We start from the raw sequence: 13,302 nt of genomic DNA, 5'->3' as shown, positions 1-13,302 counted from the left end.
CTCCCACGCGCTGCTTGGATTGCAATCTTTTAGCATAATATACATTTTACTGCCACGCAAGGGGCATTTATGACAGGAGCACCAACATGGGCAACCGCCTGAGCCAGATCGCCACCCGCACCGGCGACGCCGGCACCACCGGGCTGGGCAACAACCAGCGCGTGAGCAAGAGCAGCCTGCGCATCCACGCCATGGGCGAGGTCGATGAGCTCAACTCGCAGCTCGGTCTGCTGCTGTGCGAGGCGCTGCCGCCCGAGGTGCGCGCGCTGCTCGATTCGATCCAGCACCAGCTCTTCAACCTCGGTGGCGAGCTCAGCATCCCCGGCTACGAGCTGCTCGGCAGCGCCGCCGTGCTGGAGCTCGACGAGGCGCTGGCGCATTACAACGCCCAGCTGCCGCCGCTGCAGGAGTTCATTTTGCCGGCCGGCAACCGCGCCGCCGCGCAGGCGCATGTCTGCCGCACGGTGGCGCGCCGCGCCGAGCGCCAGCTGGTGGCGCTGGGCAACGAAGAAGCCCTGCACGAGGCCCCGCGCCAGTACCTGAACCGCCTGAGCGACCTGCTGTTCGTGCTGGCGCGCGTGCTCAACCGCGCCGACGGCGGCGACGACGTGTATTGGCGCAGCACCCGGCTGCAGCGCGCCGCGCCCGAGGCGGATCAGGCCTAGGGTGGCGCTCCTGGCGCCACGCCCCCTCTGCGCCGTGTCAGCAATCCCCCTACAAGGCCCGGCGCAAACCCCGACGCACGCACCAGCCGTCTTCTGATTCAAGTAGAACTGGCCTGCTTTCACAATCCATTTCATCGCTTCAACGTTTTAGCGCCGTGCCACCGGCAGACGTTTTGAGGCCCTAACTGGAGAGTGAAAATGAACGCCACCGCCATCCCCGCCACCGCCCCGACCTCTGCCCCCGATCCGCTGCTGGAGCAAATCCGCGAAGTCAACTTCACCTACCTGATGCTGGCGCAGCAGCTGATCCGCCACGATCTGGCGGCCGCGGTGTACCGCTTGGGCGTGAGCGAGGAGTCGGCCGAGCTGATCGCGGCGCTCTCGCCGGCGCAGGTGCTCAAGCTTGCCAGCAGCAACACCTTGCTGTGCCGCATGCGCGCCGACGAGAACATGGTCTGGAGCCTGCTCACCAGCCGCCACGGCCCGCAGCGCAGCGGCAACGACACCACGCAGCAGCTGCACGCCAGCATCCTCATGGCCGGCCGGCTGGCCAACGCCTGAACCCGCTCCCCCAACGCAGCACACAGCCATTAGGAGCAGCACCATGAGCACCGCCACCAAAAGCCTGGTCAGCGAAAGCAAAGACATCGAACGCGCCGTGGCGCTGATCCATTTGGGGGCGCGCTTGCAGGTGCTCGAGAGCGAGACCGACCTGTCCTACGAAAAGCTGCTGCGCCTGTACAAAGAGGTGGCGGGTAAATCGCCCAGCAAGGGCCAACTGCCCTTTTCCACCGACTGGTTTCTGAGCTGGCAGCCCAACATCCACGCCTCGCTCTACGCCAACATCGCCGGCTACCTCGACAAAACCGTGGCCCTCGATTCGATCGAGGTGGTGATGAAGGCCTACCAGCTCTACGCCGAGCAGATGCAGATCTGCGGCATCGAGCCGCTGCTGAGCTTCACCCGCGCCTGGCGTCTGAGCAAGTTCATGGCCGCCAACATGCTGGTGCGCACCCGCTGCACCTGCTGCGGCGGACACTTCGTCACCGACCCCTACGAGAACGCGCGCTACTACGTCTGCGGACTGTGCAAACCGCCAGCGCGCGCCGGCAAGGGCCGCGCGGCTGGCGGGTTGCGCTTGGCGTGAGTGCGGGGCCTTTTTGCCCTGCCGCCGCCCATGTATTAGATGTTTTTGGCATAAAATAATTGAATTATATTCGTTTAAGTTTTTAAGACTTTCTCGCATGATCGGTCTCCCAACGATCTTTTTTGCGAGGAATCTATGCCAAACCGCCGCCATCTGTTGCACCTGCTGGGCGCCAGCACTCTCGGAACTGCCACGTTCGGCATTGCCAGCGCCAACACCCGCGCCACCCCCGCCGCGCCGCTGACGCTGCTCAACGTCTCGTACGACCCGACGCGCGAGCTCTACGCCGATTACAACCCGCTGTTTGCGCAGCGCTGGCGCGAGCGCACCGGGCAGGAGTTGCGCTTCCAGCAGTCGCACGGCGGCTCGGGGCGGCAGGCGCGCGCCATCATCGACGGCCTCGACGCCGACGTGGCCACCCTGGCGCTGGCGGCCGACATCGACGCCCTGCACAACAACGGCAACTGGGTGCCGCGCGACTGGCAGCGGCGCCTGCCGCACAACAGCACGCCCTACACCTCGACCATTATTTTTGTGGTGCGCAGCGGCAACCCGAAAAACATCCGCGACTGGGGCGACCTGGTGCGCAGCGACGTGCGCGTGATCACGCCCAACCCCAAAAGCTCGGGCGGCGCGCGCTGGAACTACCTTGCGGCTTGGGAGTTTGCCCGGCGCCAGAGCGGCAGCGCCGCCGGCGCGCGCGAGTTTGTGGCGCGCCTGTACCGCAACGTGCCGGTGCTCGACGTGGGCGCGCGCGGCTCGGCCACCAGCTTTGCCCAACGCAACCAGGGCGACGTGCTGCTGGCCTGGGAGAACGAGGCGCACCTGTTGGAAAAAGAGTTTGGCCAGCGCGTGGATTTCGTCTATCCCAGCATCAGCATTCTGGCCGAGCCGCCGGTGACGCTGGTCGATCGCAACGTGGACCGCAAAGGCAGCCGCGCCGTGGCCCAAGCCTACCTAGAGCACCTCTACAGCGAAGAAGCGCAAGACCTGATCGGGCGCCATTTCTACCGCCCGCGCTCGGCGGCGGCGCTGGCGCGCCACGCCAGCCGTTTGCCCCGCATACCGCTGTTCACCATCGACGAAGCCTTTGGCGGCTGGGCTGCGGCCACGCGCGAGCACTTTGCCGACGGTGGCGTGTTCGACCAGATTTTCACCCTGCGCTAATGCCGCCGCCTGCCCGCCTAATGCACCAGCTGCATAACAAAACAAAAACAAAGTCGTTTGTAATCTGAAGCGCCGCTGGCACACTGCGCCCTCTGCCCACCCTCGATGGAGATTTTCCCCATGACCACCCGCCGCCACCTGTTGCACCTGTTCGGTGCCGCCGCCCTCGGGCCCGCTGCGCTCGTCAGCGCCCACGCCAATCCGGTGGACACCCTGCTCAACGTCTCGTTCGACGTCTCGCGCGAGTATTTCCGCGAGATCAACGCCGCCTTCATCGCCCAGCAGCAGCAGCGCACGGGCCAGACGCTGCGCGTGAACATGTCGCACGCCGGCTCCAGCGCCCAAGCGCGCGCCGTGGCCGACGGGCTCGATGCCGACGTGGTGACCATGAACACCGTGACCGACATCGACTTTTTGGCCGAGCGCGGCGTGGTGGCGCGCGACTGGCGCCAGCGCCTGCCGCACAACGCCTCGCCCACCACCTCGACCATGCTGTTTTTGGTGCGCCGCGGCAACCCCAAGCAGATCCGCGACTGGCGCGACCTGATCCGCCCTGGGGTGCAGGTGGTGGTGGTGAACCCCAAAACCGGCGGCAACGGCCGCATGGCTTATCTGGCCGCCTGGGGCTTCGTGCGCAGCCAAGGCGGAAGCGATGCCGACGCCGCCGCCTTTGTGCGCCAGCTGTACCAAAACGTGCCGGTGCTGGCGCGCGGCGGGCGCGACGCCACGGGGGTGTTTTTGCAGCGCAACATCGGCGACGTGCTGGTGACTTTCGAATCCGAGGTGATCTCGGTCGAGAGGGAGTTCGGCGTCGGCCGGGTCGATGTGGTGCACCCGAGCACCAGTTTGCTGACCGAAAACCCGGTGGCGTTGGTCGAGCGCACCGTGAACCAGCGCGGCAGCCGGGCGCTGGCGCAAGCCTATCTGGAGTTCCTCTACAGCGACGCCGGCCAAGAGATTGCCGCCAGCAACCACTTCAGGCCGCGCAACCCCGAGGTGCTGCGGCGCCACAGCCAGCACCTGCGCCCGATCCGGTTGTTCGAGGTCGGGCAGTACTTTGGCTCGTGGGGCGAGGCGCAGCGGCAGCACTTTGCCGACGGCGGCCAGTTTGACCAGATTTTTGCTCAAAGGCGCTAAATGACGACCGCAGCCATCGACTTGCCCGCGCCCGAGGCGGCGCCGCCGCGCCGGGCCCAGCGCCGGGTGTTGCCGGGTTTTCATCTGGCGCTGGGCTACACCGTGTTTTACATGAGCCTGATCGTGCTCATCCCGCTGGCGGCCCTGATCCTCAAGACCTTGAGCATGAGCTGGGCCGATTTCTGGGACGCAGTCACCACGCCGCGCGTGCTGGCATCGTTTCGGCTCTCGTTTGGCGCGGCTTTTTTGGCGGCGGTGGTCAACGCCTTCATGGGCTTGCTGGTGGCCTGGGTGCTGGTGCGCTACAGCTTTCCGGGCAAAAAGGTGGTCGATGCGCTGGTCGATCTGCCCTTTGCCCTGCCGACGGCGGTGGCCGGCATTGCGCTCACGGCGATTTTGGCCGGCAACGGCTGGATCGGCCAATTCTTTGAGCCCTTTGGCATCCAACTCGCCTTCAACCCCACCGGGGTGGTGATCGCGCTCATCTTCGTCGGCCTGCCCTTTGTGGTGCGCACGGTGCAGCCGGTGCTGCAAGAGGCCGAAAAAGAGCTCGAAGAGGCCGCGCAGTGCCTGGGGGCGACGCGCTGGCAGATTTTTTGGCGCGTGATTTTCCCCACCATCTTGCCGGCGCTGCTCACCGGCTTTGCCATGGCTTTTGCGCGCGGCGTGGGCGAGTTTGGCTCGGTGATTTTCATCGCCGGCAACATCCCGATGGTGTCCGAGATTGCGCCGCTGGTGATCATCGGCCGCCTCGAGGCCTTTGATTACTTGGGTGCAACCGCGGTGGCCAGCGTGATGCTGCTGTTCTCGTTCATCATGCTGCTGGCCATCAACAGCTTGCAAGCGTGGCAGCGTCGCCGCGCCGGAGACGGCGCATGAACGGCCGGCGCGCTTTGCAACGCGGCGAATCGCCGTGGCTGCGCTGGTGCCTGATCGGCTTGGCGCTGGGCTTTATGCTGCTGTTTCTGGTGCTGCCGCTGCTGGCGGTGTTCACCGAGGCGCTGCGCATGGGCGTGGGCGCCTACTTCGAGGCGCTGCAAGACCCCTACGCCTGGGCCGCGATCCGGCTCACGCTGCTGGTGGCGGCGATCACCGTGCCTTTGAGCCTGGTGTTTGGCGTCGCCGCCGCGTGGGCGGTGGCCAAGTTCGAGTTCTGGGGCAAATCGTTCCTGACCACGCTCATCGACCTGCCGTTCTCGGTCTCGCCCGTGGTGGCGGGGCTGATCTATGTGCTGGTGTTTGGCGCCCAGGGCTGGTTTGGGCCGTGGCTGGATGAACGCGGCATCCAGATCATCTTTGCCGTGCCCGGCATCGTGCTGGCCACGTTGTTCATCACCTTCCCGTTCATCGCGCGCGAGCTGATTCCGCTCATGCAGGCCCAGGGCACCGAGGAAGAACAGGCGGCGCTGGTGCTGGGCGCGAGCGGCTGGCAGACCTTTTGGCGCGTGACCCTGCCCAACATCAAGTGGGGCCTGATCTACGGCGTGATTCTGTGCAACGCGCGCGCCATGGGCGAGTTTGGCGCGGTCTCGGTGGTCTCGGGCCACATCCGCGGCCTGACCAACACCATGCCCTTGCACGTGGAGGTGCTGTACAACGAATACCAGTCGGTGGCCGCCTTTGCCGTGGCCTCGCTGCTGGCGCTGCTGGCGCTGGTGACGCTGGTGATCAAGACCGTGGCCGAATGGCGCATGGAACGCGAAATGCAAACCCTGGCCGAACTGGCGCCTGAGCGCCCATCCAGCCCCCCTGCCTACACCCCAAGGACCCACGCATCATGAGCATCGCCATCCGCCAGATCAGCAAGCAGTTTGGCAGCTTTACGGCGCTGCGCGACGTCAACCTCGACATTGATTCGGGCGAATTGCTGGCGCTGCTGGGCCCCTCGGGCTGCGGCAAAACCACGCTGCTGCGCATCATCGCCGGGCTGGAGTCGCCCGACCAGGGCAGCGTGCTGTTTGCCGGCGCCGACGCCACCGACACCCATGCGCGCGAGCGCAACGTGGGCTTCGTGTTCCAGCACTACGCGCTGTTTCGCCACATGACGGTGTTCGAGAACGTGGCCTTTGGGCTGCGCGTCAAGCCGCGTGCGCTGCGCCCGAGCGAGGCCCAGATCAAAGAGCGCGTGCACGAGCTGCTCAGTCTGGTGCAGCTCGACTGGCTGGCCGAGCGTTACCCCTCGCAGCTCTCGGGCGGGCAGCGCCAGCGCATCGCCTTGGCGCGCGCGCTGGCGGTGCAGCCCAAGGTGTTGCTGCTCGACGAGCCCTTTGGCGCGCTCGATGCCAAGGTGCGCAAAGAGCTGCGGCGCTGGCTGCGGCGGCTGCACGACGAGCTGCACGTGACCAGCGTCTTCGTCACCCACGACCAAGAAGAGGCGCTGGAGGTGGCCGACCGCGTGGTGCTCATGAACCAGGGCCGCGTCGAGCAGGTGGGCACGCCGCAGCAGGTGTGGGAGCACCCGGCCAGCCCCTTCGTCTATGGCTTTTTGGGCGACGTGAACCTGTTTCACGGCCGCGCCCACGAGGGCCAGTTGCACCTCGAAGGCGTGGCCATCGACACGCCCGAGCACGCGCAGGCGCGCGACGCCAAAGCCTTTGCCTACGTGCGCCCACACGACCTCGAAGTCGAGCGCTGGCGCCCAGGGGCGGTGGGCATCGCGGCCGAGTTGCAGCGCGCGCTGGTGGTCGGGCCCATCGCCCGGCTCGAGCTTTGGCCGCTGGACGCCGAATCCCCCGACGGCCACGACCCGCTGATCGAGGCGCAAATACCGGCCGAGCGCCTGCAAGCGCTGGGACTCAAAGAGGGCGACCGGGTGCTGCTCTCGCCCAAAAAGGCGCGCGTGTTTTTGCAGCCGCAACCGGCCTGACTGGCCTCTGACCTGCCTGATGTGGGCCGGCGCGGTGCGTGAGCGGGCCGGCGCCGCTCCCCTAGCCGCTAGGTGCGGCGCTCAAGCGCCGGGTTCGAGCAGGCGGCGCAGCAGCGGGTGCGCCACCCGGCGCTCCAAGCTGAGCGCGTAGCACGGGGCCGCCACGCCTTCGCACACCCCTAGCAGCAGCGCGCCGTGGCGCTGTTGCAGCGTGTCGGCCAGCGCCAGCGCAGCCGGGAACACCCCCATGCCTTGGCCGCCAAAGGTTTCGAGCAGCGCGCTGTCTTCGAACTCGCCGGCGATGCGCGGCGTCAGGCCATGGCGCGCCAGCCACTGGTCGAGCTGCGCGCGCACGCTGGCGTGGCGCGTGGGCAGCAGCAGCGGCAGCCCCTGCAGGGAAGCCGGGAACGGGCGCTGGGCCGCCTGCAGCCACGGCGGCGCGGCAAACCAGCCGTAGGCGCTGCTGGCCAGGCGGTGGTGGTGCACCTTGAGGTGCGCGCGGCTGCTCACCGGGTGGTCGGTCAAGACCACGTCGAGCCGGTGCGTGGCCAGATCGGCCAGCAAATCGTCGATCTCGCCGTCGTGGCAGATCAGGTGCAGGTCGGGCACATCGAGCACTGGGCGCAGCAGGCGCAGCACCTCGAGCTTGGGCAGGCCGTCGGCCATGCCCACCGCCAGCCGCACCCTGGGCGCCAGCGCGGATTGGCGCAGCAGCGTGGGCAGGGCTTCGCCGAGCTCGAAAATTTGCTGCGCTTGGCGCGCCGCCAGCACCCCGGCCTCGGTCAGGGCCACGCCGCGCCCGACCGGTTTGAGCAACTGGCAACCCAACGCCTTTTCCAGCTCGCGCACCTGGGCGCTCACGGTCTGCACCGCCATATCGAGCCGCGCGGCGGCCTTGGACATGCCGCCCTCCTGGGCCACGATCCAGAAGTAGTACAGGTGGCGGTAGCTGTAGGTGAGGCTCATGTTCAGCTTGGTTCGATGCGAGATTGCCCGATATTCTGCTTTATTGCGCGCCCCAAAGGCCCTAGACTGCAAGCTCCCTTCAACTGGCCCCAAGGAGCCTTGCATGAAATGCCCCAACTGTGTGGATGTGGAACTGCTGCTGAGCGATCGCCAGGGTGTGGAGATCGACTACTGCCCGCAATGCCGCGGCGTCTGGCTGGACCGTGGCGAGCTCGACAAGCTGATCGAGCGCAGCCTGAGTCCGTCGCCCGGGCGCGCGCGCCATCAAGACGCCCCGCTGCGCCAGCCCGATTTCCAAGACTCCGACTTTCGCAAGCGCAGCGGCGGCGCTGCGCCGGGGGGACTGGGCGCCAAACTCGGCGGCTTGGCCGGGCTGGGTGGCCTCGGTGGTGGCCTGCCGGGTGGCTTTGCGGCTGGAAGCAAGCAGAAAAAGAAAAAATCGTGGCTCAGCGATATTTTTGACTGAAGCCCGGCCCTGTCTAGCCCATAGCCGGGACGGGGCCGACGAAAAAAAACCTGGCTCTAAAGGAGCCAGGTTTGAAAGCCTTTTTGCTGTCACACACAAAGGCACCCGCTCAGGGAGGAAAAGCGGGGAGCCGGGATTAACCAGCCCAGCGCAAGTGTAAACCAAGTTCAGCACAAGCATCAACTCGGGCTGCCAAAAATCCCCTATTGCGGAAATATGTATGCGCTATTGAGGGGGCTGGCTTTCGGGGCGGGTGCCGGCGCCGGCGCGGGGCGTGCGTGCGCTGCCCGCCACGAGGTCGAAACGAAACAGGCGGCACTCGATCGGGCCGTTCCACAGCGGCACCCGGCGCGAGGGTTTGAGCCGCATCTGTCCCGGCAGCTGCGGGTCGGGGGTCAGCAGCCAGGCGGTCCAGCCGGCGTAGTGTTTTTTCCAGTGGCTGGCCAGTTGCGCGAAAAAATCGGCGTTCTCCTGCCCATCGGCGTGGCGCGCGCTTTCGCGGCCTGCACCCTGGGCGGGGCCCGGGGGCGAACCCGGTTGCGCTCGCGCCCGCTCCTGTGCCGGCTGGCCGGCCACCCCGGCGGCAGCGATGCGCTCGCCATAGGGCGGGTTGAGCAGCATCACCCCGGGCGTGGGGCATGGCGGCAGGCGCTCGAGGGCGTCGCCGCCGCGCCACTCGATGGCATGCGCCACGCCAGCGCGTTCGGCGTTGCGGCGCGCAAAATCGACCATGCGAAAGGCCACGTCGGAGCCAAACACCAAGGGCTGGCCACCGGGCAGGGGGCGCTCGGCGGCCTCGGCTTGCTGGCGCAGCGCCTGCCAGCGTTCGGGCCGGTGTGGCAGCAGGCGCTCGAAACCAAAGCGGCGCAGTTTGCCCGGCGCGATCTGCAAGGCGCGCTGGGCGGCCTCGATGGCCACCGTGCCGCTGCCGCAGCAGGGGTCGTAGAGCGGCTGCGGCTGACCTTGGGCGTCCAGGCCAGTCCAGCCGCTGGCGGCGATCATCGCGGCGGCCAGCGTTTCTTTGAGCGGCGCATCGCCCGTGTCGCTGCGCCAGCCGCGCTTGAACAGCGGCTCGCCCGAGGAATCGATGTAGAGCCAGACCTGATCCGGCCCCAGGTGGGCGTGCAGGCGCACCTGGGGTTGCACGGTATCGACGCTGGGGCGCTGGCCAAAGCGCTCGCGCATGCGGTCGCAGACCGCGTCTTTGATGCGCAGGGCGGCAAAGTTCAGGCTCTGGAACGGGCACTGGTGGGCCGTGAGCTCGACCTTGAAGGTCTGCGCGGGCGTGAACCACAGCTCCCACAGCACCTGGTGGGCGGCTTGGTAGAGCGCGTCTTCGTGCGGGCAAGGTTGCAGCGCCAGCCGCACCAGCACGCGCTGGGCCAGCCGGCTGTGCAGGTTGAGCCGCAGCACATCGTCCCAGGTGCCGGTGAGCTCGACGCCGCCGCGCTGGCGCTGCGCGCTGGCGGCCGCCGCTGGGCAGATGGCTTGCACTTCGGCCAGCAGGAAGTCTTCCACCCCGGCGGGGCAGGGCAGGAACAGGGTCAGGTTGTGCATGGTGGGCTGGGGCCGTTCAGAGCGCGCGGCGCAGATGGGTGGGGGCGATGCGCAGCGCCTCGCGGTATTTGGCCACGGTGCGGCGCGCGCAGGCGATGCCTTGGGCCTTGAGCAGGTCGGCGATCTGGTTGTCGCTCAGGGGTTGCTGGGGGTTTTCGGCGGCGATGAGCTGCTGAATCAGGGCGCGCACGGCGGTGCTGGAGGTGTGGGCGCCGGCCTCGGTGGCCAGCGCGGAGCCAAAAAAGTATTTGAATTCGAAGGTGCCTTGCGGCGTGGCCATGAACTTGGCGCTGGTCACGCGGCTGATGGTGGATTCGTGCAGCCCGACCTCGTCAGCGATTTCGCGCAGCACCAGCGGCCGCATGGCCAAGTCGCCGTGGCGGAAAAACTGGTGCTGGCGTTCGACGATGGCCGTGGCCACGCGCAAGATGGTGTCGAAGCGCTGCTGCACGTTTTTGATGAACCAGCGCGCCTCTTGCAGCCGCTGCTGCAGGCCGGCGTGGGCCTCGCCGCCCCGGCCTTGGCGCAGGGCCAGCGCGTAGGCGTCTTGCAGGCGCAGCCGCGGCAGCACCTCGGGGTTGAGCGCGACCTTGAAGCCGCTGCCTTGCACCGTCACGATCACGTCGGGGCGCAGCTGGTGCGGCTCGAGCACGGCAAAGCGACGGCCGGGCTTGGGTTCGAGGCGGGCGATGAGGCCAAAGGCGGCGCGCACCAGCGCTTCGCTGCAGCGGCACAGCTGCGCCAGGCGGCGGCTGTCGCGCCGCGCCAGCAAATCGAGCGGCTGCTGGCAGATGGCCAGCGCGGTGCGGCTCTCGGGGCTGTTGCGCAGCTCCAGTATCTGCAGCTGCAAGCACTCGGCCAAGTGGCGCGCGCCCACACCGGTGGGCTCCATTTGCTGCAGATGCTCGAGGGCCTGCTGCAGCGCGTGCAGCCAGTGTGTGAGCCGCGGGTCTGGCGCTGGTGGGTCGGGCGGCCCAGCGCGGTTGCTGGTGGCGGGTGCGCTTGCAATGAGGGATTTGCTGGCCTTGATCGCCTCAAAGGCGCGCTCCTGGGCGCACAGCGCCGCAGCCAATTCGTCGAGCGCATCGGCCAGGTAGCCGTTGTCGTCGAGCGATTCGATCAGCGCGTGCAGCGCCAGCGCCACGCTGGGCTCGAGCCGCAGCGCCCCGGCTTGTTGGTGCAGGTGCTGCGCCAGCGACTCGGGCGCGCGCGCCCAATCGGGGCCCGAACCGTCGTCGGCGTCGGGCGCGGCGCCGTTGCGCAGCGCGCCCGGTTCGCCCCAATCGAGGCCCTCGCCCTGCGCTCCCAGCTCGCCCGGTTCGCCGGCCTCGGCTTGCGCGCCCATTCCCAGCGCCGCTGCCTCGCCATCCCAGGCGGCTTCGAAGGCGGTGTCGAGCGCCGGCATTTCGTGGGCTGATACCTCGTGGGCCGATACCTCGTAGGCCACAGCCGAATCCATGCCGGATTGCGCATCCGCTTCGGGGCTGGCTGCGGCCCAAGGCGGCTCGGGCGGAGCGAGCGCGCTGGCTTCGGGCGCGCCGCCTAGGCCGTCATCGGAGGTGGAAGCTAGGCCACGGTCGGGGCTGCCATCGAGGCTGCCATCGAGGGAGTCGCTTGGCGTGTCGTCCGAGGTATCGCGCTCCAAAAAGGGGTTGTCGTCGAGCATCTGCCCCAGCTCTTGCTCCAGCTCCAGCGTGCTCAGCTGCAGCAGGCGGATCGATTGCTGCAGCTGCGGCGTGAGCGCCAGGCTCTGGCTCAAGCGCAGCGACAGTCCTTGCTTCATGGCGGCAGCGTGCTCAAAGGCGGAAGTGCTCGCCCAGATAGACCCGGCGCACCTCGGGGTTGGCCACGATCTCGGCCGGGGTGCCTTGGGCCAACACGCGGCCGTCGCTGATGATGCAGGCGTGGTCGCAGATGCCCAGCGTTTCGCGCACGTTGTGGTCGGTGATCAGCACGCCGATGCCGCGCTCTTTCAAGTAGCCGATGATGCGCTGGATCTCGATCACGGCGATCGGGTCGATGCCGGCAAAGGGCTCGTCGAGTAGGATGAAGCGCGGGTCGGTGGCCAGGGCGCGGGCGATCTCGACCCGGCGCCGCTCGCCACCCGACAGCGCCGGCGCGGGGGCATCGCGCAAATGGCCCACGTGCAACTCGTCGAGCAAGGCCTCGAGGCGCTGCTCGATGCGCTGCGGCGACAGCGGCCGGCCGTCGGGGTCGCGCTGCAATTCCAGCACCGCACGCACGTTCTCGGCCACCGTGAGCTTGCGAAAAATCGAGGCCTCTTGGGGCAGGTAGCCCAAGCCCATTTGGGCGCGGCGGTGGATGGGCAAGCCGTGGATCGCCTGTCCGTCCAGAAAGATGGTGCCGGCGTCGGGCCGAATCAGCCCCACGATGAGGTAGAACGAGGTCGTCTTGCCGGCGCCGTTGGGGCCCAGCAGGCCCACCACCTCGCCGCTGGCCACGCGCAGCGACACGTCTTTGACGACTTGGCGGCGGCCGTAGCTTTTTTGCAGCCCGCGCACGTCCAGGCTGCTGCGCGCTGCATCCGCCTTCACCGGCGCGGCTCCAGTTGCGGGCTGGGTTGCAGCGGCGGGGCGGGTGCGCGAGGTGTGGTGGCGGGTGTGGTGGCGGGTGTGGTGGCGGGTGTGGTGGCGGGTGGTGCCTCCGGCCGGGGCGTGATCACGGCACGCACGCGCCCCAAGGGGTTGTCGGGGGTGCGCGCCGCCGTACCGCCCTCGACCGAGAAGCGCTCGGTTTGGCGGTTGATGACGATCAGGCTGCCGCTGGCTTGGTCGCTTAGCGCGCCAGCGCGCAGTCGGCGCAGCACCGCCTGGTCGATCAGGCGCAGCACACCGGTGGCGCTGTCGTACTCGATGCGCAGCGCCTCGCCTTCGAGCAGTTCGTTCAGGCCCGGGCGCTGCTGGCGAAAAAACGCGCGTTGGCCTGCGGCGCCTTGCAGCACCCCGGACTGGTTGCCTTGGGCATCCTGGCGCAACTCGGCGCGTTGCCCGCGCAGCAGCAGCGTGCCTTGGGTGATGACCACGTTGCCGGTGAACACACTGACCATCCCGGCTTGATCGTGGTTGAGGGCATCGGCCTCGATCAGCATGGGTTGCGCCGGTTGTGCGCCCTGTGCCGGCTGCGCGTGCAAGCCGGGGGCCAGACCCAGCGCCAAGGCGGCGCTCAAGGTCAAGCGCGCCAGCACTTGGCGCAGTGGCATGAGGCGATTGGAAGCGCAAAAGGGGCGCGGCACGGAAATTGCATAAGCCATAGCCAGCATTGTAGCCACGCCTGCGCTACTTGGCTTAGTCGGCAGATTTGCACTGCCGCA

14 protein-coding genes are annotated in these 13,302 nt (G+C 67.7%); 9 read left to right on the top strand and 5 right to left on the bottom strand.

Features of this window, described 5'->3' with window-relative positions; genetic code table 11:
* The first annotated feature begins 86 nt into the window (after window positions 1-86).
* The 8 genes from ACVMK0_RS10880 to ACVMK0_RS10845 all read left to right on the top strand — a co-directional run bounded on the left by ACVMK0_RS10880 (window position 87) and on the right by ACVMK0_RS10845 (window position 6,982).
* Window positions 87-665 (top strand): cob(I)yrinic acid a,c-diamide adenosyltransferase, encoded by a 579-nt coding sequence (locus ACVMK0_RS10880; protein WP_045536997.1) that lies wholly within the window; start codon window positions 87-89, stop codon window positions 663-665.
* Between the two features lie 198 nt (window positions 666-863).
* Window positions 864-1,226 (top strand): flagellar transcriptional regulator FlhD, encoded by a 363-nt coding sequence (gene flhD / locus ACVMK0_RS10875; RefSeq protein WP_045536995.1) that lies wholly within the window; start codon window positions 864-866, stop codon window positions 1,224-1,226.
* 43 nt (window positions 1,227-1,269) lie between these two features.
* Window positions 1,270-1,812: a flagellar transcriptional regulator FlhC gene (flhC, locus tag ACVMK0_RS10870; RefSeq protein ID WP_045536993.1), complete on the top strand. Its 543-nt coding sequence runs from the start codon at window positions 1,270-1,272 to the stop codon at window positions 1,810-1,812.
* A gap of 135 nt (window positions 1,813-1,947) precedes the next feature.
* Window positions 1,948-2,979 (top strand): sulfate ABC transporter substrate-binding protein, encoded by a 1,032-nt coding sequence (locus tag ACVMK0_RS10865; RefSeq protein ID WP_052468508.1) that lies wholly within the window; start codon window positions 1,948-1,950, stop codon window positions 2,977-2,979.
* A gap of 120 nt (window positions 2,980-3,099) precedes the next feature.
* Window positions 3,100-4,116: a sulfate ABC transporter substrate-binding protein gene (locus ACVMK0_RS10860; protein ID WP_045538062.1), complete on the top strand. Its 1,017-nt coding sequence runs from the start codon at window positions 3,100-3,102 to the stop codon at window positions 4,114-4,116.
* The gene (gene cysT / locus ACVMK0_RS10855; protein WP_045536991.1) at window positions 4,117-4,995 is read left to right on the top strand and encodes a sulfate ABC transporter permease subunit CysT; all 879 of its coding nucleotides are present in this window, start codon (window positions 4,117-4,119) and stop codon (window positions 4,993-4,995) included. It abuts the gene before it with no gap.
* Window positions 4,992-5,897, top strand: coding sequence for a sulfate ABC transporter permease subunit CysW (gene cysW, locus ACVMK0_RS10850; protein WP_250960296.1), 906 nt, complete (start codon window positions 4,992-4,994; stop codon window positions 5,895-5,897). Before cysT ends, cysW begins: the two co-directional genes overlap by 4 nt.
* Window positions 5,894-6,982, top strand: coding sequence for a sulfate/molybdate ABC transporter ATP-binding protein (locus tag ACVMK0_RS10845; protein ID WP_045536987.1), 1,089 nt, complete (start codon window positions 5,894-5,896; stop codon window positions 6,980-6,982). Before cysW ends, ACVMK0_RS10845 begins: the two co-directional genes overlap by 4 nt.
* A gap of 81 nt (window positions 6,983-7,063) precedes the next feature.
* Here ACVMK0_RS10845 and ACVMK0_RS10840 read toward each other — a convergent pair whose 3' ends face one another.
* Window positions 7,064-7,948, bottom strand: coding sequence for a LysR family transcriptional regulator (locus ACVMK0_RS10840; RefSeq protein ID WP_476463798.1), 885 nt, complete (start codon window positions 7,946-7,948; stop codon window positions 7,064-7,066).
* 103 nt (window positions 7,949-8,051) lie between these two features.
* On the opposite strand from ACVMK0_RS10840, the gene ACVMK0_RS10835 reads away from it, so the two are divergent.
* On the top strand, window positions 8,052-8,414 hold the full coding sequence (locus ACVMK0_RS10835; protein WP_034111301.1) for a TFIIB-type zinc ribbon-containing protein: 363 nt from the start codon (window positions 8,052-8,054) through the stop codon (window positions 8,412-8,414).
* Window positions 8,415-8,639: 225 nt separating this feature from the next.
* Here ACVMK0_RS10835 and ACVMK0_RS10830 read toward each other — a convergent pair whose 3' ends face one another.
* From ACVMK0_RS10830 to lptA, 4 genes are read right to left on the bottom strand one after another with little or no spacing between them, the layout of a single operon-like run.
* Complete coding sequence (locus ACVMK0_RS10830) at window positions 8,640-9,971, bottom strand: THUMP domain-containing class I SAM-dependent RNA methyltransferase (protein ID WP_476463797.1); 1,332 nt, start codon at window positions 9,969-9,971, stop codon at window positions 8,640-8,642.
* A 16-nt stretch (window positions 9,972-9,987) separates the two neighbouring features.
* On the bottom strand, window positions 9,988-11,754 hold the full coding sequence (gene rpoN, locus ACVMK0_RS10825) for an RNA polymerase factor sigma-54 (RefSeq protein ID WP_476463796.1): 1,767 nt from the start codon (window positions 11,752-11,754) through the stop codon (window positions 9,988-9,990).
* Window positions 11,755-11,767: 13 nt separating this feature from the next.
* Window positions 11,768-12,526 (bottom strand): LPS export ABC transporter ATP-binding protein, encoded by a 759-nt coding sequence (gene lptB, locus ACVMK0_RS10820; protein WP_045536977.1) that lies wholly within the window; start codon window positions 12,524-12,526, stop codon window positions 11,768-11,770.
* Window positions 12,523-13,191: a lipopolysaccharide transport periplasmic protein LptA gene (gene lptA / locus ACVMK0_RS10815; RefSeq protein ID WP_476463795.1), complete on the bottom strand. Its 669-nt coding sequence runs from the start codon at window positions 13,189-13,191 to the stop codon at window positions 12,523-12,525. Before lptA ends, lptB begins: the two co-directional genes overlap by 4 nt.
* Window positions 13,192-13,302: the final 111 nt, after the last annotated feature.

It is taken from the genome of Serpentinimonas sp. SSL01, assembly GCF_056323735.1.
This window is presented reverse-complemented; position numbering and strand designations above follow the sequence as displayed.

What these genes read in the sequence shown, in the direction of transcription:
- ACVMK0_RS10880 (WP_045536997.1), top strand. Translation starts at nt 87, where the DNA reads ATGGGCAACCGCCTGAGCCAGATCGCCACCCGCACCGGCGACGCCGGC.
- flhD (WP_045536995.1), top strand. Translation starts at nt 864, where the DNA reads ATGAACGCCACCGCCATCCCCGCCACCGCCCCGACCTCTGCCCCCGAT.
- flhC (WP_045536993.1), top strand. Translation starts at nt 1,270, where the DNA reads ATGAGCACCGCCACCAAAAGCCTGGTCAGCGAAAGCAAAGACATCGAA.
- ACVMK0_RS10865 (WP_052468508.1), top strand. Translation starts at nt 1,948, where the DNA reads ATGCCAAACCGCCGCCATCTGTTGCACCTGCTGGGCGCCAGCACTCTC.
- ACVMK0_RS10860 (WP_045538062.1), top strand. Translation starts at nt 3,100, where the DNA reads ATGACCACCCGCCGCCACCTGTTGCACCTGTTCGGTGCCGCCGCCCTC.
- cysT (WP_045536991.1), top strand. Translation starts at nt 4,117, where the DNA reads ATGACGACCGCAGCCATCGACTTGCCCGCGCCCGAGGCGGCGCCGCCG.
- cysW (WP_250960296.1), top strand. Translation starts at nt 4,992, where the DNA reads ATGAACGGCCGGCGCGCTTTGCAACGCGGCGAATCGCCGTGGCTGCGC.
- ACVMK0_RS10845 (WP_045536987.1), top strand. Translation starts at nt 5,894, where the DNA reads ATGAGCATCGCCATCCGCCAGATCAGCAAGCAGTTTGGCAGCTTTACG.
- ACVMK0_RS10840 (WP_476463798.1), bottom strand. Translation starts at nt 7,948, where the DNA reads ATGAGCCTCACCTACAGCTACCGCCACCTGTACTACTTCTGGATCGTG.
- ACVMK0_RS10835 (WP_034111301.1), top strand. Translation starts at nt 8,052, where the DNA reads ATGAAATGCCCCAACTGTGTGGATGTGGAACTGCTGCTGAGCGATCGC.
- ACVMK0_RS10830 (WP_476463797.1), bottom strand. Translation starts at nt 9,971, where the DNA reads ATGCACAACCTGACCCTGTTCCTGCCCTGCCCCGCCGGGGTGGAAGAC.
- rpoN (WP_476463796.1), bottom strand. Translation starts at nt 11,754, where the DNA reads ATGAAGCAAGGACTGTCGCTGCGCTTGAGCCAGAGCCTGGCGCTCACG.
- lptA (WP_476463795.1), bottom strand. Translation starts at nt 13,191, where the DNA reads ATGCCACTGCGCCAAGTGCTGGCGCGCTTGACCTTGAGCGCCGCCTTG.